Source organism: Aeromonas sp. FL131 (assembly GCF_049860615.1).
In the GTDB taxonomy this organism is placed as follows: Bacteria; Pseudomonadota; Gammaproteobacteria; order Enterobacterales; family Aeromonadaceae; genus Aeromonas; species Aeromonas hydrophila.
Window position 1 is genome coordinate 1,436,464 of sequence record NZ_CP187595.1, and the last position, 26,305, is coordinate 1,462,768.

24 protein-coding genes and 1 pseudogene are annotated in these 26,305 nt (G+C 62.5%); 10 read left to right on the forward strand and 15 right to left on the reverse strand.

The window, feature by feature from the left end:
* Positions 1-22 precede the first annotated feature (22 nt).
* From araA to ACPW75_RS06895, 3 genes are read right to left on the reverse strand one after another with little or no spacing between them, the layout of a single operon-like run.
* Positions 23-1,522, reverse strand: a complete 1,500-nt coding sequence (gene araA, locus ACPW75_RS06885; protein WP_077095936.1) for an L-arabinose isomerase — start codon at positions 1,520-1,522, stop codon at positions 23-25.
* A gap of 13 nt (positions 1,523-1,535) precedes the next feature.
* A complete protein-coding gene (locus ACPW75_RS06890; protein ID WP_077095935.1) occupies positions 1,536-2,234 on the reverse strand; it encodes an L-ribulose-5-phosphate 4-epimerase in 699 nt (232 codons plus the stop codon).
* A complete protein-coding gene (locus ACPW75_RS06895; protein WP_425904432.1) occupies positions 2,231-3,922 on the reverse strand; it encodes a ribulokinase in 1,692 nt (563 codons plus the stop codon). The genes ACPW75_RS06890 and ACPW75_RS06895 overlap by 4 nt, the downstream gene beginning before the upstream one ends.
* Positions 3,923-4,283: 361 nt before the next feature.
* On the opposite strand from ACPW75_RS06895, the gene ACPW75_RS06900 reads away from it, so the two are divergent.
* The 4 genes from ACPW75_RS06900 to araC all read left to right on the forward strand — a co-directional run bounded on the left by ACPW75_RS06900 (position 4,284) and on the right by araC (position 8,946).
* Positions 4,284-5,267 (forward strand): arabinose ABC transporter substrate-binding protein, encoded by a 984-nt coding sequence (locus ACPW75_RS06900; RefSeq protein WP_077095933.1) that lies wholly within the window; start codon positions 4,284-4,286, stop codon positions 5,265-5,267.
* A 72-nt stretch (positions 5,268-5,339) separates the two neighbouring features.
* Positions 5,340-6,839 (forward strand): L-arabinose ABC transporter ATP-binding protein AraG, encoded by a 1,500-nt coding sequence (araG, locus tag ACPW75_RS06905; protein ID WP_077095932.1) that lies wholly within the window; start codon positions 5,340-5,342, stop codon positions 6,837-6,839.
* Between the two features lie 48 nt (positions 6,840-6,887).
* Positions 6,888-7,889, forward strand: a complete 1,002-nt coding sequence (gene araH / locus ACPW75_RS06910) for an L-arabinose ABC transporter permease AraH (protein ID WP_029303215.1) — start codon at positions 6,888-6,890, stop codon at positions 7,887-7,889.
* Positions 7,890-8,034: 145 nt separating this feature from the next.
* On the forward strand, positions 8,035-8,946 hold the full coding sequence (gene araC / locus ACPW75_RS06915; RefSeq protein ID WP_044799840.1) for an arabinose operon transcriptional regulator AraC: 912 nt from the start codon (positions 8,035-8,037) through the stop codon (positions 8,944-8,946).
* Positions 8,947-9,033: 87 nt separating this feature from the next.
* Here the strand turns inward: araC and ACPW75_RS06920 are convergent, their stop codons facing one another.
* A complete protein-coding gene (locus ACPW75_RS06920) occupies positions 9,034-9,939 on the reverse strand; it encodes a LysR family transcriptional regulator (protein WP_077095931.1) in 906 nt (301 codons plus the stop codon).
* A 123-nt stretch (positions 9,940-10,062) separates the two neighbouring features.
* Here ACPW75_RS06920 and ACPW75_RS06925 point away from each other — a divergent pair.
* A pseudogene (locus ACPW75_RS06925) lies at positions 10,063-10,929 on the forward strand (pirin family protein).
* Positions 10,930-10,979: 50 nt separating this feature from the next.
* Here the strand turns inward: ACPW75_RS06925 and ykgO are convergent.
* Together ykgO and ACPW75_RS06935 are read right to left on the reverse strand one after the other, a co-directional pair.
* Positions 10,980-11,105, reverse strand: coding sequence for a type B 50S ribosomal protein L36 (ykgO, locus tag ACPW75_RS06930; protein WP_005300174.1), 126 nt, complete (start codon positions 11,103-11,105; stop codon positions 10,980-10,982).
* The gene (locus tag ACPW75_RS06935; protein ID WP_010634187.1) at positions 11,102-11,371 is read right to left on the reverse strand and encodes a type B 50S ribosomal protein L31; all 270 of its coding nucleotides are present in this window, start codon (positions 11,369-11,371) and stop codon (positions 11,102-11,104) included. Before ACPW75_RS06935 ends, ykgO begins: the two co-directional genes overlap by 4 nt.
* A 215-nt stretch (positions 11,372-11,586) precedes the next feature.
* On the opposite strand from ACPW75_RS06935, the gene ACPW75_RS06940 reads away from it, so the two are divergent.
* Positions 11,587-11,835, forward strand: a complete 249-nt coding sequence (locus ACPW75_RS06940) for a DinI family protein (protein WP_011705785.1) — start codon at positions 11,587-11,589, stop codon at positions 11,833-11,835.
* Between the two features lie 135 nt (positions 11,836-11,970).
* Here the strand turns inward: ACPW75_RS06940 and ACPW75_RS06945 are convergent, their stop codons facing one another.
* From ACPW75_RS06945 to dcuC, 5 genes are all read right to left on the reverse strand, one after another.
* Entirely contained in the window at positions 11,971-12,792 is an 822-nt protein-coding gene (locus ACPW75_RS06945) for a DUF2927 domain-containing protein (protein ID WP_077095930.1), read from the reverse strand.
* A 24-nt stretch (positions 12,793-12,816) separates the two neighbouring features.
* The gene (locus ACPW75_RS06950; RefSeq protein WP_011705787.1) at positions 12,817-13,320 is read right to left on the reverse strand and encodes a M48 family metallopeptidase; all 504 of its coding nucleotides are present in this window, start codon (positions 13,318-13,320) and stop codon (positions 12,817-12,819) included.
* Between the two features lie 140 nt (positions 13,321-13,460).
* Positions 13,461-15,104, reverse strand: coding sequence for a hypothetical protein (locus ACPW75_RS06955; protein WP_179101384.1), 1,644 nt, complete (start codon positions 15,102-15,104; stop codon positions 13,461-13,463).
* Between the two features lie 195 nt (positions 15,105-15,299).
* Entirely contained in the window at positions 15,300-16,958 is a 1,659-nt protein-coding gene (locus ACPW75_RS06960) for a bifunctional metallophosphatase/5'-nucleotidase (protein ID WP_077095928.1), read from the reverse strand.
* A 131-nt stretch (positions 16,959-17,089) separates the two neighbouring features.
* Positions 17,090-18,442, reverse strand: coding sequence for an anaerobic C4-dicarboxylate transporter DcuC (dcuC, locus tag ACPW75_RS06965; RefSeq protein ID WP_016350497.1), 1,353 nt, complete (start codon positions 18,440-18,442; stop codon positions 17,090-17,092).
* Positions 18,443-18,777: 335 nt separating this feature from the next.
* On the opposite strand from dcuC, the gene ACPW75_RS06970 reads away from it, so the two are divergent.
* The gene (locus ACPW75_RS06970) at positions 18,778-19,377 is read left to right on the forward strand and encodes a DUF922 domain-containing Zn-dependent protease (protein ID WP_179101383.1); all 600 of its coding nucleotides are present in this window, start codon (positions 18,778-18,780) and stop codon (positions 19,375-19,377) included.
* Positions 19,378-19,459: 82 nt separating this feature from the next.
* On the opposite strand, the gene mnmC is transcribed toward ACPW75_RS06970, so the two are convergent.
* Positions 19,460-21,478: a bifunctional tRNA (5-methylaminomethyl-2-thiouridine)(34)-methyltransferase MnmD/FAD-dependent 5-carboxymethylaminomethyl-2-thiouridine(34) oxidoreductase MnmC gene (gene mnmC, locus ACPW75_RS06975; protein ID WP_179101382.1), complete on the reverse strand. Its 2,019-nt coding sequence runs from the start codon at positions 21,476-21,478 to the stop codon at positions 19,460-19,462.
* 90 nt (positions 21,479-21,568) lie between these two features.
* Between mnmC and fabB the strand changes: the two genes are divergently transcribed.
* Positions 21,569-22,780, forward strand: a complete 1,212-nt coding sequence (gene fabB / locus ACPW75_RS06980) for a beta-ketoacyl-ACP synthase I (RefSeq protein WP_029301086.1) — start codon at positions 21,569-21,571, stop codon at positions 22,778-22,780.
* 58 nt (positions 22,781-22,838) lie between these two features.
* Here the strand turns inward: fabB and ACPW75_RS06985 are convergent, their stop codons facing one another.
* The 3 genes from ACPW75_RS06985 to ACPW75_RS06995 form a co-directional block, all read right to left on the reverse strand.
* Positions 22,839-23,333: a GNAT family N-acetyltransferase gene (locus tag ACPW75_RS06985; RefSeq protein ID WP_042065806.1), complete on the reverse strand. Its 495-nt coding sequence runs from the start codon at positions 23,331-23,333 to the stop codon at positions 22,839-22,841.
* A gap of 112 nt (positions 23,334-23,445) precedes the next feature.
* Entirely contained in the window at positions 23,446-23,772 is a 327-nt protein-coding gene (locus ACPW75_RS06990) for a DUF4377 domain-containing protein (RefSeq protein ID WP_077095926.1), read from the reverse strand.
* 94 nt (positions 23,773-23,866) lie between these two features.
* Positions 23,867-25,153, reverse strand: coding sequence for a citrate synthase (locus ACPW75_RS06995; protein WP_005300205.1), 1,287 nt, complete (start codon positions 25,151-25,153; stop codon positions 23,867-23,869).
* Positions 25,154-25,577: 424 nt separating this feature from the next.
* Here ACPW75_RS06995 and sdhC point away from each other — a divergent pair, with 424 nt between their 5' ends.
* Positions 25,578-25,967 carry a succinate dehydrogenase cytochrome b556 subunit gene (gene sdhC / locus ACPW75_RS07000; RefSeq protein ID WP_011705795.1) on the forward strand — a complete coding sequence of 130 codons (390 nt, stop codon included), beginning with the start codon at positions 25,578-25,580 and terminating at the stop codon, positions 25,965-25,967.
* Positions 25,961-26,305 (forward strand): succinate dehydrogenase, hydrophobic membrane anchor protein, encoded by a 345-nt coding sequence (sdhD, locus tag ACPW75_RS07005; RefSeq protein ID WP_011705796.1) that lies wholly within the window; start codon positions 25,961-25,963, stop codon positions 26,303-26,305. The genes sdhC and sdhD overlap by 7 nt, the downstream gene beginning before the upstream one ends.

Below are 26,305 nucleotides of genomic sequence, written 5' to 3' on the forward strand. Positions count from 1 at the left end.
TCCAGCTTTTCTGGTGGCGGACTCAGTGGCAGAGCTTGTAGTAGACCTCGTTCCACTGCAGGGTCTGCTTGAGCTCGGGGATGCGGGTGTGCTCGTCGATGACCACAAACTCGATGCCCATGAGGTCGGCGAAGGTGCGCAGCTGTTCGATATCCACCGACTGGGTGAATACCGAGTGGTGGGCGGCGCCCGCCAGGATCCAGGCCTCGGCGCTGGTCTGCAGGTCCGGCATGGGCTGCCACAGGGCGCTGGCCACCGGCAGTTTCGGCATGGCCTCTGGCAGGTCCACCACCTCGAGCTGATTGACCACCAGCCGGAAGCGGTTGCCCAGATCGATGAGGCTCGCATTGACAGCCTTGCCGGCGGGTGCCGCGAACAGCAGGCGGGCCGGGTCGGCCTTCTTGCCTATCCCTAAATGCTGGGCATCCAGCACGGGTTTATCGCCGGCGATGGAGGGGCAGACCTCCAGCATGTGGGCGCCCAGCACCAGGTTGTTGCCCGCCTCCAGGTGGTAGGTGTAGTCCTCCATGAAGGAGGTGCCGCCCGCAAGACCGGCCCCCATCACCTTGAGGGTGTGCAGCAGGGCCGCGGTCTTCCAGTCTCCCTCTGCGCCGAAACCGAAGCCTTGCTGCATCAGGCGTTGACAGGCGAGCCCCGGCAGCTGGTGCAGGCCGTGAAGGTCTTCAAAGGTGGTGGTGAAGGCGCCAAAGCCGCCGTCGGTGAGGAATTTCTTCATCCCCAGCTCCTGGCGCGCCGCCTCATACAGAGAGGCGCGAAGCGGCCCGCCCGCCTGCACCGCCTCGGTCAGGTGGTAGGTTTCTTCGTATTCGGCCAGCAGCGCCTCGATGTCGCTTGCAGGCACGGCGTCGATCACCTTCACCAGATCGCCGACCGGGTGGTAGTTCACCTGATAGCCAAACTGGATCTGGGCCTCAATCTTGTCGCCCTCGGTGACCGCCACGTTGCGCATGTTGTCGCCAAAGCGGGCGATCTTCAGGTGGCGGCTGTCGTGAATGGCGGCGGCGACCCGCATCCAGTTGCCCAGCTTGCGGTGGGCCTCTTCATCCTGCCAGTGACCGACCACCACGGTGCGCGGCAGCCGCAGCCGGGCCCCCATGAAACCGAACTCACGGCCGCCGTGGGCGGTCTGGTTCAGGTTCATGAAGTCCATGTCGATCTCGCTCCACGGCAGATCCCGGTTGAACTGGGTGTGGAACTGCAACAGGGGTTTTTGCAACTGGCTGAGGGCCGGGATCCACATCTTGGCGGGGGAGAAGGTGTGCATCCACACCATGAGCCCGATGCAGCGCTGGTCGTGGTTGGCATCACGGGCCACCGCGCTTATCTCGTCGAGGGTGGTGCCGGTGGGCTTGAGCACTATCTTGACCGGCAGGCCGGCGCGCTCGTTGAGCTGGCTGGTGATGGTGTGGGCGTGATCGGCCACCTGCTTCAGGGTGGCGGCGCCATACAGGTGCTGGCTGCCGACCAGAAACCACACTTCCAGCTGTTTCATCAATTCCATCTTGGTGTCCTCTTTATGCTTTTGTCTGGCCGTAATAGGCGTGTTTGCCATGTTTGCGCTGGTAGTGCTTCTCCAGCAGGTAATCGGGCAGGGGGCGGGCCGCGGGGTTGATCTGGCCGGTGAGCCAGGCCATGCGCGCCACCTCCTCCAGCACCACGGCGTTGTGTACCGCGTCCTCGGCGCTCTTGCCCCAGCTGAAGGGGCCGTGGTTGGCCACCAGCACTCCCGGCATGGTGAGGATGGGGGTCTGCTTGAGGGTCTCGACGATGAGATGACCGGTCAGCCCCTCGTAATCCTCCTCCACTTCACCCGGGGTGAGCAGGCGCGAGCAGGGGATCTCGCCGTTAAAGTAGTCGGCCTGGGTGGTGCCGAAAATGGGGATGGCACGCCCCGCCTGGGCCCAGGCGGTGGCGTGGGTGGAGTGGGTGTGTACCACGCCGCCAAGCTCCGGATAGGCGCGATAGAGCACCAAATGGGTGGCGGTATCGGAGGAGGGGCGCAAGGCGCCTTCCACCTGCTTGCCGGCCAGATCCAGCACCACCATGTCTTCGAGCAGCATCCGCTCATAACTGACGCCGCTTGGCTTTATCACCACCAGATTGCGCTCTCGGTCTATGCCGCTCACGTTGCCCCAGGTGAAGGTCACCAGCTCGTGGCGCGGCAGATCCAGGTTGGCGACGAGCACCTGCTCCTTGAGCATCTTGAGGTTCATGCCGAAATCCCCCGGTTGTAGAGCGGCTCGGCGGCAGCGCCCCAGGCGAGGTAGCGCTGGTAGAGATGCTCGTATTCGGCGACCCGCTCAGGGTCAGGCTGGTGGGTGCGCTCCACGGCGCTCGCCATGTGGTGCTGGGCCTTGGCCACATCGGCGTGGATGCCGGCCGCCACGGCGGCAAAGATGGCCGCCCCTAGGGCGCAGCACTGATCCGAGGCCACCACCTGGATGGGCCTGTTCATCACGTCGGCGCAGGTCTGCATCACGGTGGCCGACTTGCGGGCGATGCCGCCAAGGGCGATCACCTGCTCCACCGGCACCTGCTGACTGGTCATGCACTCCATGATGCTGCGAGCCCCGAAGGCGGTGGAGGCGACCAGGGCACCGAACAGATCGGGCGCATCGGTGCCGAGGTTGAGCCCGGTGACGGTGCCCTGCAGGCGCTGGTTGGCATATGGGGTGCGGCGACCGTTGAACCAGTCGAGCACCACCGGCAGGTGGGCCAGATCGCGCTGCTGCTCCCAGGCGGTTGCAAGGCTTGGCAGCAGCTCCCGCTTGTGGGCCTCGATGGCGGTGCGCAGCTCCGGATACTGGGCGGCGAGGCTCTCCAGCGGCCAGCCGAGCTGGCGCTGATACCAGGCATAGATGTCGCCAAACGCCGATTGTCCCGCCTCCAGTCCCACCATGCCCGGCACCACGCTGCCGTCCACCTGGCCGCAGATCCCGGCAATGGCCCGATCACCTATGGTGGCTTCGTCGGCGATCAGGATGTCGCAGGTGGAGGTGCCGATCACCTTGACCAGCGCATTGTTGCCGGCCCCGGCCCCCACCGCCCCCATGTGGCAGTCAAAGGCGCCGCCAGCGATCACCACTTCGCAGGAGAGATGCAGCCGCTCCGCCCACTCGGTGGTCAGGGTGCCGACCGGCAGATCGGCGGTCCAGCTGTCGGTAAAGAGCGGGTAGTCGAGATCCTCGGTCAACAGCGGATCCAGCGCGTTGAGGAACTCGGCGGGGGGCAGGCCGCCCCAGCTCGGGTGCCAGAGGGACTTGTGGCCGGCGGAGCAGCGCCCGCGCCGGATGTCGGCCGGGGCCTGGGTACCGCTCAGGATGGCGGGCACCCAGTCGCACAGCTCGACCCAGTTGCAGGCGGCGGCGCGCACCGCCGCGTCAGCGCGGGAGACGTGCAGGATCTTGGCCCAGAACCACTCGGAGGAGTAGACCCCGCCGATGTAGCGGCTGTAGTCGGGGAACTGGCCGCCATGGCACAGGGCGGTGATGGCCTCGGCCTCCTCGATGGCGGTGTGATCCTTCCACAGCACGAACATGGCGTTGGGGTTGTAGGCAAACTCCGGGCGCAGTGCCAGCACTCGGCCCTCCTCGTCGATGGGGGCCGGTGTGGAGCCGGTGCTGTCCACCCCGATGCCACGCACGGCTGCGCGCTGACTCGGGGTGAGCTGGCTCACCACCGCCACCACCGCCTGCTCCATGGATTCCAGATAGTCGAGGGGGTGGTGGCGAAACTGGTTGGTGACCGGCTGACAGTAACGACCGGCCTGCCAGCGCGGGTAATAGACGACCTGGGTTGCCAGCTCGGCGCCGTCGTGGCAGCGCACGGCGAGTGCCCTGACCGAATCGCTGCCGAAATCGAGTCCGATGGTGATCTGCTCGGACCTGGGGTGCTCAGACATAAGTGCTCCTGACCATCAATGAGGGGTGACTGGGGAGGAACCATAGGAGATGGACTGGATGGGCGGTTAGCCATTGGCTGCTGGAAATATGGATTTAAACGCTATGCCGGCAAGAGGGTGACGGCCATCGAAGATCGGATATGTGATTATTTTGCTGAAAACATAGACAAAACAGCTGCAATTTCATGGCGTGATCCTGCTCTCCATTTTTCCATGTGAAAACGATTACAACTTGGTTCGCTCAACTAGCAACAACAATAACGTCCTGTTTAAGCATGTTTTTATATGGCTGCGACTTGATTGACTCAAGGAGCAGCACGGCGTGGATACATGGATTGATAGAACACCTGGAGACACTCGCATGAACAAAATCGTTAACAGCATGATCGCAATGGGGTTTGCCCTTGGTATGGCAAATTCTGCTTTCTCGGCCGAGACACTGAAGCTGGGCTACCTGGTCAAGCAACCGGAGGAGCCCTGGTTCCAGACTGAATGGAACTTCGCCGACAAGGCGGGCAAGAATCTCGGCTTCGAGGTGATCAAGATCGCCGTCCCCGATGGCGAGAAAACCCTCAATGCCATCGACAGCCTGGCGGCCAACGGCGCCAAGGGCTTCGTCATCTGCACCCCAGACCCCAAGCTCGGGGCCGCCATCATGGCCAAGGCCAACAGCATGGATCTGAAGGTCATCACGGTGGACGATCAGTTCGTCAACGCCAAGGGCCAGCCTATGGAGCAGGTGCCGCTGGTGATGATGGCCGCTACCAAGATTGGTGAACGCCAGGGCCAGGAGCTCTACAAGGAGATGCAAAAACGTCAGTGGGACGTGAAGGCGACCGGGGTGCTTGCCATCACCGCCGACGAGCTCGACACCGCCCGCCGCCGGGTCGAAGGCTCCCTGAGCGCGCTCAAGGCCGCCGGTTTCCCCGAGGCGCAGATCTACCGCTCACCCACCAAGGCCAACGACATTCCGGGGGCACTGGATGCCGCCAACTCCATGCTGGTGCAGCACCCCGAGGTGAAGAACTGGCTCATCGTCGGCATGAATGACAACACTGTGCTCGGCGGCGTGCGCGCCACCGAAGGGCAGGGCTTCAAGGCCGAGAACGTCATCGGCATCGGCATCAACGGGGTGGATGCGGTGAACGAACTCTCCAAGTCCAGCGCCACCGGCTTCCTCGGCTCCCTGCTGCCCAGCCCGGACGTGCACGGTTACAAGAGCATCCAGATGCTTCATGACTGGGTAGTCAACGGCGCCGAACCGGCCAAGTTCACCGAGGTGACCGACGTGGTGCTCATTACCCGCGACAACTTCAAGGTCGAGCTGCAGAAGAAAGGTCTGTGATTGACGCCATTTAAACCCTGACACCGAGACCGGCATGGCGCAGTGCGCCATGCCGGTCGGCTGGAGTGAAACATGAATCAGTCAGTTCCTTATCTGGAGTTTTGCGGCATCAGCAAGGAGTTTCCCGGCGTCAAGGCGCTAAGGAACGTCTCCTTCTGCTGCCAGCAGGGCACGGTGCACGCGCTGATGGGGGAAAACGGCGCAGGCAAGTCCACCCTGCTCAAGATCCTGAGCGGTTTTCAGTCGCCCACCACCGGGGTGGTGAAGCTGGCCGGCCAGGAGCGGGTCTTTCAGAGCACGGTCGATGCGCTGGAGAGCGGGATCGCCATCATCTATCAGGAGTTGCACCTGGTGCCCGAGATGACGGTGGCCGAGAACATCTACCTCGGCCAGCTGCCGACCCGGCGCGGGGTCATCGACCGGGAGAAGCTCTATCAGGATGCGGCCAGGCAGCTGGCGCGCCTCGGGATGGACGTCTCCCCCGAGACGCCGCTCAAGTACCTGTCGCTCGGGCAGTGGCAGATGGTGGAGATCGCCAAGGCGCTGACCCGGGATGCCAGCGTCATCGCCTTCGACGAGCCGACCAGCAGCCTGTCGTCGCGCGAGATCGAGCAGCTGTTTCGGGTCATCCGCCAGCTGCGTGACGAGGGCAAGGTCATTCTCTACGTCTCCCACCGGATGGACGAGATCTTCGCCCTGTGCGACGCCATCACGGTATTCAAGGACGGCCAGTTCGTGCGCACCTTCGCCTCCATGGCCGAGGTGGACCGGGATCTGCTGGTCAAGACCATGGTGGGGCGCGAGCTGACCGACATCTATGGCTACAGCCCAAGGCCGCTCGGCGAGGCGGGCCTCAAGGTGGAGCACCTGATGGGGCCTGGACTCAAGGCGCCGGTGTCGTTCGAGGTCAAACGCGGGGAGATCCTCGGCATCTTCGGGCTGGTGGGGGCCGGTCGCAGCGAGCTGATGAAGCTCATCTTCGGCGCCGACAAGATGCACAGCGGCGAGATCGCGGTATTTGGCAAGCCGGTGGTCATCGGCAGCCCCATCGACGCCATTCGCAGCGGCATCATGCTCTGCACCGAAGATCGCAAGGCACTTGGCATCATCCCCATTCACTCGGTGCAGGAGAACATCAACATCAGTGCCCGCCGTCACCACGCGTGGGGGGGCTTCTGGATCAACCAGCGGTGGGAGGACGAGAACGCGAGACTGCGGATCCGCGACATGCGGGTCAAGACCCCGTCTCCTCAGCAGGCCATCATGAACCTCTCCGGCGGCAACCAGCAGAAGGCCATTCTGGGGCGCTGGCTCTCCGAGGACATGAAGGTCATCTTGCTCGACGAGCCGACCCGCGGCATCGACGTCGGGGCAAAGAACGAGATTTACAACGTGATTTACGATCTGGCCAAGGTGGGCATCGCCGTGGTGGTGGTCTCCAGCGAGCTGCCGGAAGTGCTGGGCATCGCGGACCGGATCATGGTCATGCGGGAGGGGGAGATCGCCGGCGAGCTTTCCCACGACGAGGCCAACGAGGTCAAGGCGCTCAATCTGGCCATGCCGGCCCGTTGATCTGCTGACCGCAACGAGATAGCACCCGGAATTTTCAGGAGAAATACCATGACAACTACTACCTCAGTCGGCCAGGCCGCCAGCGCCGCGACGGCCAGCGGCTCCCGCCTGCAACTGGCCCGCGTCTGGGATCAATACGGCATGCTGGTGATCTTCGCCATCCTGTTTTTGCTGGCCTGCGTGCTGGTACCCAACTTCGCCAGCCTGATCAACATGCGCGGGCTCGGGCTCGCCGTCTCCATGTCGGGCATGGTGGCCTGCGGCATGTTGTTCTGCCTCGCCTCCGGCGAGTTCGACATGTCGGTGGGCTCAGTGGTGGCCTGCTCCGGCGTTGCCTGCGCGGTGGGCATCAACGCCACCGAGAGCATCACGGTGGGCATCCTGGCCGGCATGTCGGTGGGGGTACTGTTTGGCCTCATCAACGGCATCGTGGTGGCCAAATTCAAGATCAACGCCCTCATCACCACCCTCGCCACCATGCAGATGGCGCGCGGGGTCGGTTACATCATCTCCGACGGCAAGGCGGTGGGCATCGTCGAGGAGCGTTTCTTCGAGCTCGGCAACTCCGCCCTGCTCGGCATCCCGACCCCGGTCTGGCTGACCGCCGTCTGCTTCGTGCTGTTCGGCCTGCTGCTCAACAAGACTACCTTCGGTCGCAACACCCTGGCCATGGGGGGCAATGAGGAGGCGGCGCGCCTGGCCGGGGTCAACGTGGTGCGCACCAAGATCATCATCTTCACCATGACCGGGCTGATTGCCTCCATCGCCGGCATCATACTCGCCTCGCGCATGACCTCGGGTCAGCCGATGACCTCCATCGGCTTCGAGCTGGTGGTGATCTCCGCCTGCGTGCTGGGTGGGGTCTCCATGAAGGGGGGGATCGGCAAGATCTCCTACATCATCGCCGGGGTGCTGATCCTGGGGCTGATGGAGAACGCCATGAACCTGCTCAACATCTCCCCGTTTGCCCAGTACGTGGTGCGTGGCCTCATCCTGCTCGCCGCCGTGCTGTTCGACCGCTACAAGCAGGTACGCAAGGCGCGTATCTGATCCCTGTCCGACCGATGCAGGCCCGCGCGCTGCGGGCCTGCCGAGGGGTGCCCCATGGCGCACAACACATCCCGTTGTGAGCCAGTTCACCAATTTCACACGGCGCCACGCGCCGGATAGCGCGTTCTCAAGGTGAGTCTTTACAATGGCCCAAGCCGATTTTTTTACCCAAGCGCTGTTTTCCGCCATGTCCTCGATGCAAAAAGAGAAGCCGAAACAACTCAACCCCCTGCTGCCGGGCTATGCCTTCGACGTCTTCCTGGTCTCGGGCATGACCCCCATCGAGCAGGGGAGTGCGCTCGACTTCATCATCGACCGGCCCCAGGGGATGAAGGGCTTCATCGTCAATCTGACCATCAGGGGCAAGGGGCAGATCTTTCAGGGGGAGCAGGCCTTCACCGTGGAGCCTGGCGATCTGCTGTTGTTCCCACCCGCGGCCGTGCACCATTACGGCCGGGCGCCGGATGCCCAGGAGTGGTATCACCGCTGGGTCTATTTCCGGCCGCGGGCCTATTGGGCCGACTGGCTCAAGTGGCCGCAGGTGACGGAGCGGGTGGGGCGATTGCAACTGGCGGACGCCGCCTTGCTCGCCGAGTTCGATGCCCTGTTCCTCGACATCGAAGAGACCCACCAGCAGCTGCGACCCATGTCGGAGCAGCTGGCGATGAACCTGCTGGAGCGGCTGCTCATTCGCTGCTACGAAGCCTCCTCCCTGGATGCCTATCCCGCCATCGACCACCGGGTTCACCAGGCGTGCCAGATCTTAAGCGAGTCGCTCTGCGCCGAGATCTCGGTGGAGGCGTTGGCGGAGCAGGTGTTCTTGTCCCCCTCGCGCCTCGCGCACCTGTTTCGCGAGCAGGTGGGGGTGAGCATAGTGCGCTGGCGCGAGGATCAGCGCATAATGCGGGCCAAGCTGCTGCTGCAGACCACGCCGCTGTCGGTGGCCACCATAGGCCAGCAGGTGGGCTATGACGATCAGCTCTACTTCTCGCGTGTGTTTCGAAAGCGGGTGGGGGTCAGTCCCACCGAATATCGCAAGTGCGCCACCCCGCTGTGACCCCTCTTGCCTGAGGCTGCGGCCCATCTTGTCCATTCAGCATTCACCCCATGATGGGGTGGCTGCCTGGGGCTGCTGCTTTCTTCATCACTCCTCGTCGATGGCGGCGAAGCGCTCCACCAGATAGTCGATCAGGGCCCGCACTGAGGGGAGCAGGCCACGCCGGGAGGGGAACACGGCGTGGATGAGTTCGGGCTTCGGCTCCCAGGCAGGCACTACCTTGACCAGGGTGGCGGCGCTCAGCTGCTCCTGCACCATCAACAGCGGCAACTGCACCACCCCGACCCCGGCCAGCGCCGCACTGCGCAGCGCCACCATGTCGGTGGTGACGAAGCGGGGCTGGTGGGTGAGGTCGACCTGTGCCCCCTGCGGCCCGAACAGTGACCAGAGGTAGTGCTGCCGCGGCGTCCCCAGCCCCATGCTCGGCCAGCCGTGCAGATCTGCCGGTGCGGTGGGCAAGCCCTGCTGTGCGACGAGTGCCGGGCTGGCCACCAGGCACTGGCGACGTTGCGCCAGTATCCGGATCACCAGCTCGCTGTCCTGCAGCGGTGGCGGCCTGACCCGGATGGCCACATCGACCCCTTCGGCGATGGGATCGACCCGCCGATTGGTCCCTTCCAGCTCGACCCTGATCTGCGGGTGACGGGCCATGAAATCCGCCAGCATGGGGCCGATATGGGTATGCAGCAGGGCGATGGGGCAGCTCATGCGGATGAGCCCGCAGGGCTCGGCCCGGGTCATCTCGATGGCGGCCTGCGCCGCCTCGGCCTCCACCAGCATCGCCTTGCAGTGCTCGTAGTAGGTGCGGCCCAGCTCGGTCACCGCAAACTGGCGGGTCGAGCGTTGGAGCAGCCGCACGCCGAGCCGCTCTGCGAGCAGTGCGATGCGGCGGCTGAGACGGGATTTGGGCATGCCGATGGCGCGGCCGGCGGGGGCAAAGCCGCCGTGATCCACCACCTGGACGAAATAGTAGAGATCGTTCAGATCTTGCATAGGGTGCTCTCATCGTTCCAAAAATAGGACGCTGATGCCCAATTTAGCAGTCTACCCACCCGTTCGTCTCGAAACTATGCTGTCTCCAGTGTTCAATTCCACCGGATATGTCAGGAGCGACAGATGAAAAAGATCCTCGGCGTTTACAGCGCACCCCGTCCTCACTGGGTAGGCGACGGCTTTCCCGTCCGCTCTCTCTTCTCCTACAGCAGCCACGGCAAGCAGCTGAGCCCCTTCCTGCTGCTCGACTATGCCGGCCCGGCCAACTTTTCGCCGACCCGCCAGCCGCGCGGGGTGGGTGAACATCCCCATCGTGGTTTCGAGACGGTGACCATCGTCTACAAGGGCGAAGTGGCGCACCGGGATTCGACCGGTCAGGGCGGCGTGATAGGTCCGGGCGACGTGCAGTGGATGACCGCCGGCGCCGGTATCCTGCACGAGGAATTTCACGCCCCGGCCTTCAGCGAGTCGGGCGGTGAGCTCGAGATGGTGCAGTTGTGGGTGAATCTGCCGAGCCGGCACAAGATGACGCCGCCCGGCTACCAGCCTATCTTGGCGGGCGACATTCCGACGGTGGCTCTGGCCAGCGACGCGGGGTCGGTGCGGGTCATCGCCGGCGAGTTTGAGGGGGTCCGTGGTCCGGCCCATACCTTCAGTCCGCTGCATGTCTGGGATCTGCGTCTGGTGCAGGGCAGTGTCAGCACACTCGAGTTGCCCGAAGGCTGGACCGGCGCGCTCATCGTGCTCAAGGGGTCCGTGCAGGTCAACGGCAGTGCCATCGCCCGGGAGGCGCAGATGGTGGTGCTGGACCGGGCAGGGTAGCAGGTCATGATCGAGGCAAACAGCGACGCCTCTGTGCTGCTGCTGAGCGGTGATCCCATCGAGGAGCCCATCGTGGGTCACGGTCCCTTCGTGATGAACAGCCATGAGGAGATAGTGCAGGCCATCGATGACTTCAACAGCGGCAGATTCGGCATGATGCCGGAGTGATAAATGGACCAGGCCCTCCCATGAGGGCCTTGTTTTTATGAGGCTGCGGATCAGCGCTGACGGGCCTTGAACCTGGGGTTGCTCTTGCAGATCACGAACAGCTTGCCGCGGCGGCGGACAATCTGGCAATCGGGGTGGCGCGACTTGGCTGATTTGAGGGAGGAGAGGACTTTCATGACTGCGCTTTTCCTTTGTTGAAGAACTGACCGAAACGCTGGCCGAAGCGGGCGACCTGACCTTCCTTGCTGACCTGCTTCTGCTTGCCGGTATAGAAAGGGTGTGACGCACTGGAGACATCCAGCGTCACATAGGGGTAGGTGTTGCCGTCTTCCCACAGCTTGGTGCGATCGGTCTTGAGGGTGGAGCCCACCAGAAAATAGGTATTGGCGGTCAGGTCGTGGAACAAAACCTGACGGTACTCGGGGTGAATGTCGGGACGCATGATGCTGGCCTCACAATTTGACTGTTATAACATAACAAATAAATCATGCCTTTGTTGAGAATAGATATCAACAATTTTTTGTCTTGTTTGGTGATGGGGTAACCGGCCGGGTTTGGTGATGTCGCTGCAGGGTTGGCAACAAGAGGTTGATGACGCGCTTTACTTTTGATTTTTACTGTATAAAAATACAGTTATAAATCATGGAGAAGTATCCTATGCGTCTGGAAATCATCATCGACAAAAAACATCAGGTGCCCACCTCGACCATGGAGGCGCTGCGTCAGGAGCTGCTCAAGCAACTGGGCGAGAAGTTCCCCGACCTGCATGTGCGGGTCGCCCCCGGCAGTGCCATGGCACTGACGGTCAGCCGCGCCAGCAAGGAGGACAAGGAGCTGGCTGAAGCCATGGTGCAGGAGGTATGGGAGAATGCCGACAGCTGGATGCCGGAGAGTGTTGCCTCCTGAGCCTGGTGGCCGGGATTTTATCTAGCGCCTCTCTTGCCGAACAAAAAACGCAGCCCAAGGCTGCGTTTTTTGTTGCTGGTGGGATGAGCTTCCGAGCTGATCGTACGTCAGTACTCAGCCTTTAATCCTCAACCGTCAAAGCCCGGCCCAGTGTTTGAGACTGTTGATCTGCACCCGCTGATCGGCCTGGGCGATGTCGCCGCTGGCGCGCAGTGCCTTAAGGGCGACAGGCAGGGCTGCCCGCACTTCGCTGGCCGTCATGCCAGCCTGCAGGGCCGGGTGATAGGCAAGCTTGAGCAGCACGTAATCGAGCCCGGTCGGGAAGCTGTCGATGCTATTGTCGTTGAAGATGGAGGGGAACACCTTGTCCGAATCGTTGGGCAGTCCCATCACCTGGGTGAGCTCCTCCACCACGCAGTCGAGAAAGCGCCCCTTGGCCCGGCTGTAATCCACCGGAATGATGATGGTGGCACGGGCCATCTCGCGGCGGGTATTGGTGGTGAAGTTGGCCATGCAGAGCCCCTCCTTGAGCGCCGTCTTGACGGAGGCATCCTGCCCCATGGTGCGTTTGGCCCAGCTCGCCATCTTGGCGCGTTCGGTCATGATCAGGGTGATGTTGGGCCGCTCGCTGACCAGGGCGATGGGACGGCCTATGATGCTGGCCAGATGCTGGCTCTGTACTTTGACCACCTCGCTTTGCAGCGCCTTGTCGCCAAATTCGTTGACCAGCTTGAGCCGGATGGGCTGCTCCCAGCGGGAGAAGTGCACGTTCTGTTCGTGGCCGTACTCCCGCTTCATGGCGACCTCGAAGAAACTCTCGGTGAGATAGGCATCGCTCTGCCAACGCTCGGCGGCCTGCAGACAGGGGCTTAGCAACAGGAGTGCCACCAGCCAGCGGCCGAGCGGCTGGCGCCGGTCTGAGTGGCGCACGGCAAGGTAACGGCGCAATGAAGTCATGTCTCCTCCTTGAAACAGTCGGGATCAGCGCGTGGCCCGTTCGAGATCGCGCCAGGTGAGCCAGAGCCGCAGATCAAACTCCAGTTGATGATAGTCGGGCTCCATATGCTGACAGAGCTGATAAAAGCCCTTGTTGTGATCCTTCTCCTTCAGGTGGGCCAGCTCGTGCACCACGATCATCTTCAGGAAGGCCGGGTGGGCCTCCTTGAACAGGGCGGCGATGCGGATCTCGTTCTTGGCCTTGAGCTTGCTGCCCTGCACCCGGCTCACATAGGTGTGCAGGCCGAGGGCATCCTTGATCACGTTGATCTTGCCATCGAAGATCACCTTGGAAAGCGGCGCCGAGCTTTTCAGGTAGCGGTTCTTCAGCTCCATGGTGTAGGCGAGCAGCGCCTTGTCACTCTGGATGAGGTGGGTCTCTGGATAACGCTTGGCCAGCACGTCCCCCAGCTTGCCCGCCGCGATTAGCTGTTGCACCTGGGCCTTGAGGGGCTCGGGGTAGCCACCGAGGTAGGTCAGTTCCGCCATGTCTGCATTACTCGTCATATCAAAAGAGCGCCATTGTAGTCAGCGCGTCGCCGCTTGCCTACCGTTTCGGGCCTTGCCTGCGTTGGCGCAATGAAAAGGGCCGTCATCGCGGGATGACGGCCCTTTTCGGTCAAGGGGGCTCAGCGCCTGCGATAGAGGCCCGGATCCACCTCTTCATACTGGCTCACCAGATGTTGATAGAAGGCGAGACTGGAGGGGGAGCTCGGCTTTTTGAGCTCATCGGCCACCCGATCCGGCTTGGCGATGATGAACTTGGGACTCTGGCGCTTGAGGTCGGCCAGTACCCGTTCACGCACGTCGTAGGGCGGGTTGACGTTGGCAAAGAACAGGTAGGCGGAGGCCGGCTGGCGATCGGTCCAGAGGTAATATTGCGGCTGGATGCCGTCCACCCAGATCTTGTCGGTGGGGCTGGTCTCGGCCTTGATCCGATCGACCCGTACCTGGGCCGGCGGGTTGAACGGCGTGCCCTTCAGGGTGCCTTCCCAGGCGTTGTTGAGCAGCAGGGCCAGCATGGCGAGCGAGGCGAGCCAGGGGGTGGCGCTGCGCACATCCCAGGCACGCCACAGGGGCACCAGGATGAGTACCGGCAGCGCCCACAACAGGCTGTTGCCGAGCACTTCACGCACCCGCTCCAGCGACAACTCCTTGGTGCTCCAGCCGTAACCCAGCTGCTGGGCCAGCAGCCAGCTGGCGGTCAGCACCACCAGCGAGATGCAGAGCAGGCCGAGGCCATCGGCCTGCTGTTCGCTGCGATCCAGCAGGCAGGCGAGCGGCAGCAGGGCCAGCGGCAGATAGAGCACATCGTAGTGATCGAACACGTGGCCGGAGACCGAGTTGGCGATCAGGGTGAAGATGACCCCAAACAGGGTGGCGCACAGGGCCGGCAGATACCACTCCTGACGGCGCCCCATCATCAGCACGATGAAGGCGGGCAACAGCATGATGAGGCCGGTACGCAACAGGCCGACACTGCCCACATCCGGCGAGAAGCCGTTGCCGTAGCTCCCCTCGAAGAAGATGTCGAAGGCGTAGTATTTGAATTCGGCCAGCAGGTTGTGATGCTGGAAGTAGGCGAGCAGCGGGCCGCCGACGAGCGCCAGCCCCAGCAGGCTGGAGCAGAGCAGGGAGAGGGCGCAGCGCCACTGCTCGCGCAGGCACCAGTGGCAGAACAGCACCAGATACCAGGCACCCCAGAAGGCGCCGTTGTTGGTGCGCATCCAGGCGACGATGGCAAAGGTGAGCGCGGCCACCAGCGCCGGTCCCCAGCTGCAACGCTTGTCCAGCAGCATGGTGATGAAGGCCCACTGGGCGATGAGGGCCAGATGGAACGTCCAGTCCTCGGTCATGTTGCCGTAGTAGTAGCGGGTACCGTAGAGCGCCAGCACCGCCAGCATGCTGCCGAGCCGGGCCCGCAGCGAGAGGCCGAGCTGGCCGAACGCCTGCCAGCTGGCCAGCAGCCCCAGCCAGCAGAGTGCCCATTCCAGCAGCCAGATCCCGAAGAAGCCGCCGAGGCCGTAGCCGAGGGCGTCGAGGGCGAAGATCATGGGGCCCTTGATGTCGATCATGTCCCGGTAAAGCACGCCCCCTTCGCTCCACATCTTGCCCATCACCGCAAACAGCGAGGCGTCAAAGCCTGGCGCCATGCCGTGGAACAGCGGGTTGCGCAGGCAGAACAGCAAGGCCAGCAAGCCGGTGAGCAGGATCACCAGCGGCCGCAGGCCCGGATTGACGCGAGGAGGGGTAAAACGGATGGCATGATTCATGGGTGACCTGTTCCTGCTGGGAAGTCTCGAAAGCGGGCCTATCTTGCCGAGCCTGACAGCACGATGCAATGGGCGAGGGGAATGTGCTTGAAATAATTTGTAAAAGTGCCGCTTTACGGCATGAAAGCGGCACGTGTTCTGACAACACCGGCTAAAGCGGCCTGGCGGACCTCCACCAAGGGGCCCGGCAGATCCTTACCGGGTGGATGGCCCCTGATACTCCACCAGTGCCGGCGCAGCGGCGAGCTCTGGCAGATAGCGGGCCCAGCGGATGAAGGCATCCGCCAGGGTGATGCCGAGCTCCTGGTTGTGCTGGGTCAGGGTGCGGGCCAGCGCGGTGTAGCCCTCCTTGCCGGAGGCGGTGTAGGCGCTGGAAACCCCCCGATAGATGGCATCGGCCTCGACCGGCTGCCACTGGCCGGGGGCGCGCTCCCACTCCAGCCGGGTGATCCGGCGCCCTTTGGGTTGGTCCGCCTGATAACAGAAGCGCACGCCGGCGGTATAGGGGAAGCTGCCGCTGCCATTGCCCGTCACGCCGTTGTTGGTGGCGTTGTCGATGGCCCCCTCCAGTGCCTCGGCCAGCTCATGGCCGTGCACCCGATAGAGGGTGAGCGGGATGGCGAAGGGCAGCAGGCGGCCGGCGATGTCCGCTTCGCTGAGCGGCCCGGGTTCGAGGGAACAGCGCACCCCGCCGGCATTGTGCAGGGCGAAGTCCACCTGACCGACTTGCTCGCGGGCCCCGGCCAGCATGGCGCTGGCCACCAGGGGCGCCACCTGGCTGCCGGCCGGCAGGCTGGCATCGGGCAGCCGCTGATGGTGCAGCGGCCCGCCAAGGCGGGTCACGATGCGCTGGGTCATGGTCTCGAGCTCGGGCCGGTAGCGTTTGGCCAGCAGTTGCTCGAGCGCAGGCGCCGGCTCGCAAAAGTGCAGCCCGGCCGGCGGTGTCGAGGCAAACGGCCAGGGCTGCCAGGGCAGCCACTCCAGCTGGCCACGGCTGCGCGCTACCCGGCCGTGCTGGTCAAACGTCAGCTCGCACACCCCGAGGCAGAGAGCGCTGTGGGCGGCGTGCAGGATGGCGACGCCGTTTCGCATCAGCGGATAGCTGCCCTCGCTCGCCAGACCGAGCGGCGCCAGATCCCCCAGCAGGCTGTGGGTGTGGCCACCGATGATGAGGCTGAGCTCGGGGAAATGCTCGGCCAGCTGTTTGTCCTGCTCCAGCCCCAGGTGGCTCAGCAGGATGATGTGGCGGATGCCGGCGGCCTTGATCTCTGCCAGCGCGGCTTTCAGGGTCTGCTCGATGCCGTGAAAGCGGGTGTGGGGATCAGGGCTGGCGATGGCCGCCATCTGCGGCAGCGTGATGCCGAGCAGGGCGAAGGGCACGCCGTCGATGATGCGCTGGTGCCAGGGACGGCTGGCATCATACAACTGAGGCAGACCGCGCAGTCGCAGCGGGGCGTCGGCGGGCTCCTGACTGCTGTCGAGGTTGGCGGCCAGCACCGGAAAGTCGAGCTGGCGCAAAAATTCCACCAGCGGCCCGTTGCCCAGATCGAATTCGTGATTGCCGATCACCATGGCGTCTGGCTGCAGCAGGCTGAGCAGGTCGGCGTTGGCGCGCCCCTTGAAGCGGTTGAAATAGAGCGAGCCCTGGAAGGTGTCACCGCCGTGCAGGAACAGGCAGGTCTGGCCCGCCGTGTCGGCTTGTCGGCGCAAGGCGTTGAGCCGGGTCAGGATGCGGGCGTAGCCACCACACTGGGTGCGCCACTCGGACTCGCCTGCGGGGGCGAAGCGCATGGGTGCGCCATCGAAATGGGAGTGGCAGTCACTGAAGTGGGCAAGTTGAACCGTAATACTCATCTCGGTCCTCCTTAGAGAAAAAAGAGCACCGAGTCTACTCCAATGGCGGGGGGAGATACCAGCCCGGCGGCAGGCCGGGCTGGTAGCGCGAATATAGAGGCGGGGCATCCGCTCAGGGAGCCCCGGCCAATTTAGGCAGGCACCATGATCTGGGTGGCGAGGATTACCACCAGCAGACCGACCGCGACTGGCACCGAGGTGCGCTTGACCACTTCGAACGGCGAGAGGTTGCCCATCCCCGCACAGGCGACCACCACCCCGGAAACCGGCGAGATGGTGCGGCCCAGGTTGGAGGCCTGCAGCATGGGGATCACCAGGTAGGCGGGGTTGACACCGAGGCTGGTGGCCAGATGGGGAATAAGCTCCACGAAGGCATAGAAGGGAGCGTTGCCGGACCCCGTGGTAAAGGCGGCCAGAGTGGTGATGACCACCAGCACCAGCATGATGACGATGCCGCCGGTACCAAAGCTCTGGGCCAGATCCAGGAGGTTGGCGATGAAGCCGAGCCCCATCAACCCCTGGGCAAACACCCCGGCACCCACCAGCAGCATCACCACGCCAGCGAAGGCGTCGGCCATGCTGCGCCAGCACACCTGCAACCCGTCCAGCAGCTCTTTGCCGTTGCGCTTGCGGGCCAGCTCCAGCAGGGCGGCCAGCACCAGGCAGATGACGATGATGGTGACGATGTCGAGCTTGGGCCCGAGTTTGCCGTCAAACAGCAGCACCCCGATGATGGGAGTAAAGGGCAGAATGGCGTAGAAACCGGGGGCATCGGTGATGAGATCGCTCGGGGCGACCGCCTCGTTGTGCTCGCCTGCCTTCTGATCCAGATAACGCTGCCAGAAGAAGTGGGTCACCGCCATGGCGGCGATGGCCACCAGCGAGATGGGCAGGGTCAGCTTGAAGGCAAAATCGAGCAGTTCCATGTTGGCGGCCTGGGCGGCCATCACCACGTCCCCGGAGGTGGGGGCCAGGATGATGGCGGCCGGCGAGGCACACACCGCCGCTGCGGCGCCACGGGAGATCCCCATATTGACCATCAGCGGGAACAGGGTGGCCATCAAGAGTACGCCGAGGCCGGTGGCGGAGCTCACCGCCAGCGACATGGCACAGGCCACCAGATAGGCGGCAACCAGCAGGATGTAGGGGGACTTGATGATGCCAAGCGGCTTGCTGGCCAGCTTCACCAAAATGGTGTTGGCGCCGATGTGGCTCATGTAGCCGGCGAAGCCGCACAGCACCATGATCAGCATGCCGAGGCCACCGCCCCGATCCACCAGCAGGAAGCGCACGTATTCGAAGATGTCGGTGGCCACGTGGCCGGTGGAGGTGACGCTGGTGGGCAGCACCGCCTTGCCCATCAGGGCGGTGATCGCCAGCAGCAGCAAGCCGCCGCTGAGCAACACCCCGGTGGCCGAGTAGCCCTTGAAGATGTAGCGACCCACAGCCAGGGTGACCAGGGTGCCGATAAGGAGTTCCATCATAGAGTGAGTTCCTGAGTACGAATGAAGGTGGATGCATTCCTGGCGTCAACTTGGAGGTTAATCTGGCCAATCCCGAAATGTATCGACATAAAACTCGGCGATTATTATCCAATAAGGGGTATCTCACCATGATGTTGCGCATCACTTGTGATCTTGCTTGCAAATCAATGGCGGTGCGGGGTTGCGACTTGTCAACCTGACACTTAGGCTTTGTGACGGGAGTAGGTGACAGTCGCGGGGATCGCGGTTAATCTCCTGCTTCGAGTATTAATGCGTTGATTATTAATTAAAATAACAACCCCGCCAGCAACGAGGTCAAGGCAGCAGAGATGGGAATGGTCAGCAAAGTTTTCATGGTGGCACTGATGTTGTTCGCCACCACGGCCGGGGCCGAGAGTTCCCATTACACCGGTATCAAGGCGGTGCCTGACATCAAGGTCGACTTTCAGTTTTATCGGGTTTCCGGACCGGATGTGGCGAGCCTGGCGCGCCAGATGACCAATGCGGGCACAGCCCGGGCCAACGGCCACATCGGCATGGCCAGTTACCAACTCTCCTGGCAGTTGCAGACCCGTCCCGAGGCGCAGCGCTGCGAGCTGGAGCAGGTCAGGGTCACCACCCGGATCAAGGTGATGGTGCCGAACTGGATGGACAAGGCCAAGGCTTCCGCCGCCGAGCGCCAGAAGTGGGACAAGCTGGTGGCCGCCATGTTCGATTACGAGAGCCGCCACAAAGATATCTTGCTGGAGAGCGTCAGCCAGCTCGGCATCCAGCTGGCGCAGCTGCCGGTGGAGCGCGACTGCGCCGCCCTGGAATATCAGGCCTGGCAGCGGGGGCAGGGGGTGCTGGCCAGCTCGCGCCAACGTTTCAGCCAGTTGCAGCAGCAGACCGATCACGGTCGCAAGCTGGGGCTTAACTGGCCAAAGGGCATCTGAGCCCGAGAGGATTTGAGCGAACAAAAAGGGCTCCCGCTGGGGAGCCCTTTTTGTTGTTGCGCCTTGCCGAGCATCTGAATGCTCACTGGAGTGGCTTGCCCTTGAGCAGCTTGCGCACCCAGTAGCGGGCCGGGTGGAGCGCCTCCAGCAGATCGGCCGCCAGCGGCAACGGATCGCCGCAGATCTCGCTGGCCAGCAGTTCGCCGCAAAGGGGCGCCGAGCAGAGTCCCCGCGAGCCGAGCGCCCCCAGCACATAGAGGCCGGGATGCAGCGGCAAGGGCGCGGCGTTTTGCTGATCGCCCTGCAGTCCGGCGTAGTGATCCGCGAGGTTGGCCAAGCTGGCGACTGGTCCCGCCACCGGCAGGTGATCCCGACTGGCACTGCGCACGCCGACCCGGGCCTGATTGCCACTCACATCCACCTCGGCGGGCCAGCTCTGCTGCGGCAGGCAGGCTTGCAGTCGCGCCTGGTTCTGGGCCTGCTCGTCGGTGCGAAACCCGAGGTCGGTCTGGTTGCGACCATAGCTGGCGCCGATGCAGTGGTGATCGTGGCTAGCCGGAGTGAGGTAGCCATCGTAGCAGAGCACGGTGTTGAGCTTGCTCAAGCTCACCGAGGTCGGCACATGGCTCACCTGGCCACGCACCGGGTAGAGCGGCAGCTCGGCAAAGGGGATGAGCGCAGGCAGCTGATGGCCGGCGGCCACCACCAGATTGGGGGCTTGCCAGCGGCGCCCGTCACGAGACTCGACCTGCCAGCCATCGGCCTGTTCGGCAATGGCGACCACCTCGGTATTGAACGCCACCTCAAGCAGCCCGCAGGCCTGCGCCTCCTGGATGGCGGCGTGGGTGAGATCCGCCGGGCAGAGCCAGCCTCCCTGCGGATAGCTGACGCCACCGTGACCGCAGGGCAGGCCGACCACTTGCTCAACCTCCGGCTCGGAAAGTACCTGCATCAGTTCGGGCGGGAAGGGGCCTTGTGCCATCTTGGCCAGCTTGGCGGCGGACTTGTCGTCATAGCCGAGCTGGGTGACGCCGCACAGCGAGAAGGCGACAGGGTGGCGCTCGGCCAGGGATAACAATCGGTTTCTGGCAAAGCCGAAGGCCAGCGAATAGAAGCGCGACAGGGCATCGTGCTCGCCGTTGAGCAGCGGGTAGAGGGCTCCCTGCCGGTTGCCGGAGGCGCCGGTCGCCGGCTCGCCATCCTGGCACAAGAGCGTCACCTTGCGGCCCCGCTCCACCAGCGAGAGCGCCGTCATGGCCGAGGCGATGCCGCCACCGATGATCAGCACCTCGCCCGCGCGGCCGGCAGGTCTGGCATACCAGGGGGCGATGGTCTGCTGTGGCTGTTTCTCTGCGCGCTCCCCGGCCAGCATCTCCCGCTTGCTGCCATGCCCTTTCACCTTCTGCATGGCAAAACCGGCGGCAATCAGGCCGCGGCGCACGAAGCCGGCACAGGTAAAGGTGGCGATGGTGGCGTGGGGCCGCGCCAGGCGGGCCAGGCCGTCGAACAATTCTTGCGTCCACATCTCCGGGTTCTTGGCGGGGGAGAAGCCATCAAGATACCAGGCGTCCACCAGCCCGTCTGCCGGGTGGGGCACCTGGGGCAGCATCTCCTTGATGTCGCCAAACCAGAGGTCGAGCCGGATGCGGCCGCCGGCAAAGAGCAGCCGATGACAGCCTGCAACGGGCAGCGGCCACTGCGCGATGAGGGGCTGGCTGAAGGTGGCGAGCTCTGGCCAGGCGGCCAGTGCCTTGCGCAGATCCTCCCGGGTCAGCGGGTATTTTTCGAAGCTGATGAAGTGGAGGCGGGCACCGTTGCCGGATTGGGGCGCCTGTTCCAGAAAGGCGGCCATTGTCGCCAGAAAGTTAAGACCTGTGCCGAAACCTGTCTCACCTATCACGAAAATGTCACTATCGTGATGCGAAAATCGCGCTGGCAGCCGATTTTGCTGCAAAAAGACGTAGCGGGTTTCACTTAGACCGTTATCATTGGAAAAGTACACATCTCCGAACTCATTGGAGACTGGAGTTCCCGCTTCATTCCAGTCCAATCGGGCATGATGTAAGGATGTTTGACTCACGTTTTCCTCTGCTCGCGTCACAAAATCGCGGGCATTCTACGTGAAAGCAGACCAGTTTGGCAGCCGAAAGCGGGTAGACTTGGCGCCAGTTTTTCCAGACGAGATGAATTAATGAGAAGAGCAGTGATCACCGGTATCGGCGTCATCTCCAGTATCGGCAACAACAAGGAAGAAGTGCTGGCCTCCCTGAAAGCAGGCAAATCTGGCATCACCTATTCCGAGCAGTTCGAACAGTACAACCTGCGCAGCCGTGTCTGGGGTAACATCAAACTCGACCCGTCTGAACTGATCGACCGTAAAGTCATGCGTTTCATGGGCGATGCAGCGGCTTATGCCTATCTCTCCATGCAACAGGCCATCGAAGACGCCGGTTTGCCGGAAGAGATGGTGTCCAACGAGCGTTCCGGTATCGTGACCGGCTCCGGTGGCGCCTCCGGCAAGAACACCTCCGAGTCTGCGGATATCGCCCGTGAGAAGGGCGTCAAGCGTGTGGGTCCCTACATGGTGCCGCGTACCATGTCCTCCACCACCTCCGCCTGCCTGGCCACCCCGTTCAAGATCAAGGGTGTCAACTACACCATCAGCTCCGCCTGCGCCACCTCTGCCCACTGCATCGGTCACGCTCTGGAACTGATCCAGCTTGGCAAGCAGGACATCGTCTTCGCCGGCGGCGGCGAGGAGCTGGACTGGTCTTCCACCATCCAGTTCGATGCCATGGGTGCCCTGTCCACCAAGTACAACGACACCCCGGAAAAAGCCTCCCGTACCTATGATGCGGATCGCGACGGTTTCGTCATCTCCGGTGGCGGCGGCATCCTGGTGGTCGAGGAGCTGGAACACGCCCTGGCCCGTGGTGCCCACATCTATGCCGAGATCACCGGTTACGGTGCCACCTCCGATGGCTACGACATGGTCGCGCCGAGCGGTGAAGGCGCGGTGCGTTGCATGAAGATGGCGATGCAGGGTGTCGGCAAGGTGGATTACATCAACACCCACGGTACCTCCACTCCGGTCGGTGACACCAAGGAGCTGGAAGCGATCCAGACCCTATTTGGCAGCAATGCGCCCAAGCTCTCCGCCACCAAGGCCATGACCGGTCATGCCCTGGGTGCTGCCGGCGTGCACGAGGCCGTTTACTCCCTGCTGATGATGGAACACGGCTTCATCGCCCCCAGCATCAACATCGAGACCCTGGACGAGAAGGCCGAAGGCCTGCCCATCGTGCGCGAGTACGAAGAGGCAGATCTCAATACCGTCATGTCCAACAGCTTCGGCTTCGGCGGGACCAACGCCTCCCTGGTGTTCAGCAAGTTCAAGGCTTGATGAGTCCACCATGAGTCGAAAAAAGGCGCCGCAAGGCGCCTTTTTCATTGGGTGTTCGTCAGCCCCGTTGCGGCAGCGGCAGCCGCATGTAGGTCGCGCCCTCGCCATATTCGGTGAGGGACTTGCGGGTTCTGGCCGGCTGGAAGCCCTGTTTGCGCCAGAAGGCCGGCGCATCCTGCACCGCCACCAGACCAGCGTGCTCAAACCCTTCGTCTGCGGCAAACGCAAGGGCGGTGGCGAGCAGCCGCTGCCCTATGCCCTTGCCGCGGGCCTGCCGTGAGACGGCGAGATCGTGCAGATAGAATTCGTCGTTGCCGGCCAGGCGTTGAATGGGGACGGAGAGCGGCGGTGGCTGGTGGGCGCGCCAGGGGTGGCAGAGCAAATAGCCCAGCACCTGGCCCTGATGTTCTGCCACCCAGCAGCAGGCGGGGGCCAGTTCGGCCTTGTTGCTCATGACTTCGATGGGCTCAGGATCCAGCTGGTGATAACACTCGTCCTGAATGGCCATGATGGCGGGCCAGTCGTTGGCCCGTGTCGTGCGGATCTTGATCATAGTGGTAGGGCATGGCTGCCCGAAAACGCTGATTAAGCAATGGATTCGTCAACCAGCGTACCAGAACCGGGTCATGAACTGAACAAGCATCTCCAAATGATGCCTGCTTTGATCAGCGCGCCGCCTGTTTGCTGACGACCTTGATGAGCTGGTAGCGCAGGGAAGGGGCATCTGCCGGCACATCGGTGAGCTGCTCCTTGCTGACGGTCAGTTGATAGCGGTAGCCGGGTTCAAACTGAAAGCCTTCAATCTGCTGATAGAACAGGGTCCAGGGCTGCTGCTCGTCACTGCGCACCTGCATGCACTGCATGGGGCCGACGCCGACGCAGTGTACCAGCTGGCTGTTGACGTAGAGGGTCTCGCCTGCGGTTGGCGTGGGGGCGCTTTGACAGGCGCTGAGCAGCAGGGCGGCAGCGGCGCTGAGGAACAGTGGTCTCATGATGAACTCCTTCGATGGAAAGGGGGGCATTAGAGCGGCAAATAAAAAGGCGGTCAATGACCGCCTTTGTAACAAAAAATCCGAAACCCGTGACTCAACGTTGGTCGAGCGGGGTGAACTCGCGTTGCGGCTGACCGGTATAGAGCTGACGCGGACGGCCGATCTTCTGATCCGGATCCGAGTGCATTTCGTTCCAGTGGGCAATCCAGCCGATGGTACGGGAGATGGCGAAGATCACGGTGAACATGGACATGGGAATGCCGATGGCCTTCATGATGATGCCGGAGTAGAAGTCCACGTTCGGGTAGAGCTTCTTCTCGATGAAGTAGGGGTCGGAGAGCGCGATGCGTTCCAGCTCCATGGCCACGTCCAGCAGCGGATCCTTGATCTGCAGCTCGGTCAGTACCTCGTGACAGGTTTCGCGCATCACGGTGGCACGGGGGTCGTGGTTCTTGTAGACCCGGTGGCCGAAGCCCATCAGACGGAACGGATCGTTCTTGTCCTTGGCCTTGGCGATGTACTCGGGAATGCGGTCAACGGAGCCGATCTCCTCGAGCATCTTGAGGCAGGCTTCGTTGGCACCACCGTGGGCCGGTCCCCACAGGGAGGCGATCCCCGCGGCGATACAGGCAAACGGGTTGGCGCCGGAGGAGCCGGCCAGACGCACGGTGGAGGTAGACGCGTTCTGCTCGTGGTCCGCATGCAGGGTGAAGATGCGGTCCATGGCGCGTTCGACGATGGGGTTGACCTTGTACTCTTCGGTCGGCACGCCAAACATCATGTGCAGGAAGTTGCCGGCATAGGAGAGGGCGTTACGCGGCTGCATGAACGGCTGACCGATGGAGTACTTGTAGCACATGGCGGCCAGGGTCGGCATCTTGGAGAGCAGACGGAAGGCGCAGATCTCGCGGTGCTCTTCGTTGTTGATGTCGAGGGCATCGTGATAGAAGGCTGAGAGCGCACTGACCACGCCGCACATGACGGCCATGGGGTGGGCGTCGCGACGGAAGCCGCGGAAGAAGAAGGCAATCTGCTCGTGCACCATGGTGTGGCGGGTGACCAGACGTTCGAATTCCGTGTACTGCGCCTTGGTGGGCGCCTCGCCGTACAGCAGGATATAGCAGACTTCCAGATAGCTAGCCTGGGTGGCCAACTGGGCGATGGGGTAACCACGGTGCAGCAAGACACCCTGATCGCCATCTATGTACGTAATGGATGATTTGCAAGAACCGGTTGCCATAAAACCGGGGTCGAAGGTGAAGTACCCTTGCGCGCCCAGTTTTCTGACATCGATCACGTCGGGTCCGACAGTTCCTGACAGGATCGGGAGTTCTACCGGGTCTTTACCGGGCAGATGTAGGGTGGCTATCTTATCAGCCATAGCACGTCTCCTTTGCTCTTTTATAATTTGATTCCAGCTCTACTTTATTACGAGTTTGATGACGCTGGCAAAGGTTCTGACCCGTACCAGGGCGGCTGGAGCGCCTTATTTGAAACAGAGTTCAGGGCTGTTGTCAATTTTGCTGGATGATCATTAATGATTTGTTAAATGAGTTGTGAGATCTGGTTTACGGTTTTGGGTTTTCTTTGTAGCTAATTGATTGTCATTGGTTAAGCCCGCCGATATACTGCGCCTCGTGGGTGATGGCTGTCGGTGTTTGAAACGCTTTCGCAAAGCTAGATGTGATATTGAAAATGTTATTTTTGGCTTTCCTGAGTTGTTTTGGTAACAAAAACCTAACAAATGCCACTCCATGCCCTCATAAGCGTGTAAAAACAATAACTAACGTGCTCAATGGAGCTGAGTGGGCAAAGCCGTGAAAAATAAACAGAGACCTGTAAACCTCGACCTACAGACGATCAGCTTTCCTGTCACCGCCATCGCTTCCATCTTGCATCGTGTCTCAGGGGTCATCACCTTTGTGGCGCTCTCAATCTTGCTGTGGATGCTTGGTACTTCACTCGCCTCTCCCGAAGGATTTGAGACCGTGGTGTCCATCATGGACAACTTCCTGGTCAAATTCGTGCTGTGGGGGATCCTGACTGCGCTGGCGTACCACATTGTGGGCGGACTGCGTCACCTGGTCATGGACATGGGCTATTGGGAAGAGCTGGAATCCGGTAATCAGAGTGCCCGTGTGGCCTTCGTGATCACCGCGGTTTTGGCGGTATTGGCGGGGGTACTGGTATGGTAACCAATTCTGCAACCTTCGGGCGCAGCGGCGTTCACGATTACATCCTGATCCGCGCCACCGCCCTCATCATGACCTGTTATGTCCTCTACCTGGTGGGCTTTGTCGCGTTCAACGACATCAGCTACGAGGTGTGGACCGGCTTCTTCGCCAAAACCTTCACCAAGGTGTTCACCCTGTTGGCGCTGCTGTGCGTACTGATCCACGCCTGGATCGGTCTGTGGCAGGTGCTGACCGACTATATCAAGCCGGTGGGGTTGCGCGGTGCGCTGCAATTTGCCCTGGTAGTGGTGCTGTTCGTCTACCTGATGACCGGCTTCGTTGTACTGTGGGGGGTGTAA

What these genes read in the sequence shown, in the direction of transcription:
- ACPW75_RS06920 (WP_077095931.1), bottom strand. Translation starts at nt 9,939, where the DNA reads ATGCAAGATCTGAACGATCTCTACTATTTCGTCCAGGTGGTGGATCAC.
- fabB (WP_029301086.1), top strand. Translation starts at nt 21,569, where the DNA reads ATGAGAAGAGCAGTGATCACCGGTATCGGCGTCATCTCCAGTATCGGC.
- ACPW75_RS06945 (WP_077095930.1), bottom strand. Translation starts at nt 12,792, where the DNA reads ATGACTTCATTGCGCCGTTACCTTGCCGTGCGCCACTCAGACCGGCGC.
- ACPW75_RS06935 (WP_010634187.1), bottom strand. Translation starts at nt 11,371, where the DNA reads ATGCGTCCCGACATTCACCCCGAGTACCGTCAGGTTTTGTTCCACGAC.
- ACPW75_RS06950 (WP_011705787.1), bottom strand. Translation starts at nt 13,320, where the DNA reads ATGGCGGAACTGACCTACCTCGGTGGCTACCCCGAGCCCCTCAAGGCC.
- sdhD (WP_011705796.1), top strand. Translation starts at nt 25,961, where the DNA reads ATGGTAACCAATTCTGCAACCTTCGGGCGCAGCGGCGTTCACGATTAC.
- araA (WP_077095936.1), bottom strand. Translation starts at nt 1,522, where the DNA reads ATGGAATTGATGAAACAGCTGGAAGTGTGGTTTCTGGTCGGCAGCCAG.
- ACPW75_RS06995 (WP_005300205.1), bottom strand. Translation starts at nt 25,153, where the DNA reads ATGGCTGATAAGATAGCCACCCTACATCTGCCCGGTAAAGACCCGGTA.
- ACPW75_RS06985 (WP_042065806.1), bottom strand. Translation starts at nt 23,333, where the DNA reads ATGATCAAGATCCGCACGACACGGGCCAACGACTGGCCCGCCATCATG.
- ACPW75_RS06900 (WP_077095933.1), top strand. Translation starts at nt 4,284, where the DNA reads ATGAACAAAATCGTTAACAGCATGATCGCAATGGGGTTTGCCCTTGGT.
- ACPW75_RS06940 (WP_011705785.1), top strand. Translation starts at nt 11,587, where the DNA reads ATGCGTCTGGAAATCATCATCGACAAAAAACATCAGGTGCCCACCTCG.
- dcuC (WP_016350497.1), bottom strand. Translation starts at nt 18,442, where the DNA reads ATGATGGAACTCCTTATCGGCACCCTGGTCACCCTGGCTGTGGGTCGC.
- araC (WP_044799840.1), top strand. Translation starts at nt 8,035, where the DNA reads ATGGCCCAAGCCGATTTTTTTACCCAAGCGCTGTTTTCCGCCATGTCC.
- ACPW75_RS06970 (WP_179101383.1), top strand. Translation starts at nt 18,778, where the DNA reads ATGGTCAGCAAAGTTTTCATGGTGGCACTGATGTTGTTCGCCACCACG.
- ACPW75_RS06890 (WP_077095935.1), bottom strand. Translation starts at nt 2,234, where the DNA reads ATGAACCTCAAGATGCTCAAGGAGCAGGTGCTCGTCGCCAACCTGGAT.
- ykgO (WP_005300174.1), bottom strand. Translation starts at nt 11,105, where the DNA reads ATGAAAGTCCTCTCCTCCCTCAAATCAGCCAAGTCGCGCCACCCCGAT.
- araH (WP_029303215.1), top strand. Translation starts at nt 6,888, where the DNA reads ATGACAACTACTACCTCAGTCGGCCAGGCCGCCAGCGCCGCGACGGCC.
- ACPW75_RS06960 (WP_077095928.1), bottom strand. Translation starts at nt 16,958, where the DNA reads ATGAGTATTACGGTTCAACTTGCCCACTTCAGTGACTGCCACTCCCAT.
- araG (WP_077095932.1), top strand. Translation starts at nt 5,340, where the DNA reads ATGAATCAGTCAGTTCCTTATCTGGAGTTTTGCGGCATCAGCAAGGAG.
- ACPW75_RS06895 (WP_425904432.1), bottom strand. Translation starts at nt 3,922, where the DNA reads ATGTCTGAGCACCCCAGGTCCGAGCAGATCACCATCGGACTCGATTTC.
- ACPW75_RS06990 (WP_077095926.1), bottom strand. Translation starts at nt 23,772, where the DNA reads ATGAGACCACTGTTCCTCAGCGCCGCTGCCGCCCTGCTGCTCAGCGCC.
- ACPW75_RS06955 (WP_179101384.1), bottom strand. Translation starts at nt 15,104, where the DNA reads ATGAATCATGCCATCCGTTTTACCCCTCCTCGCGTCAATCCGGGCCTG.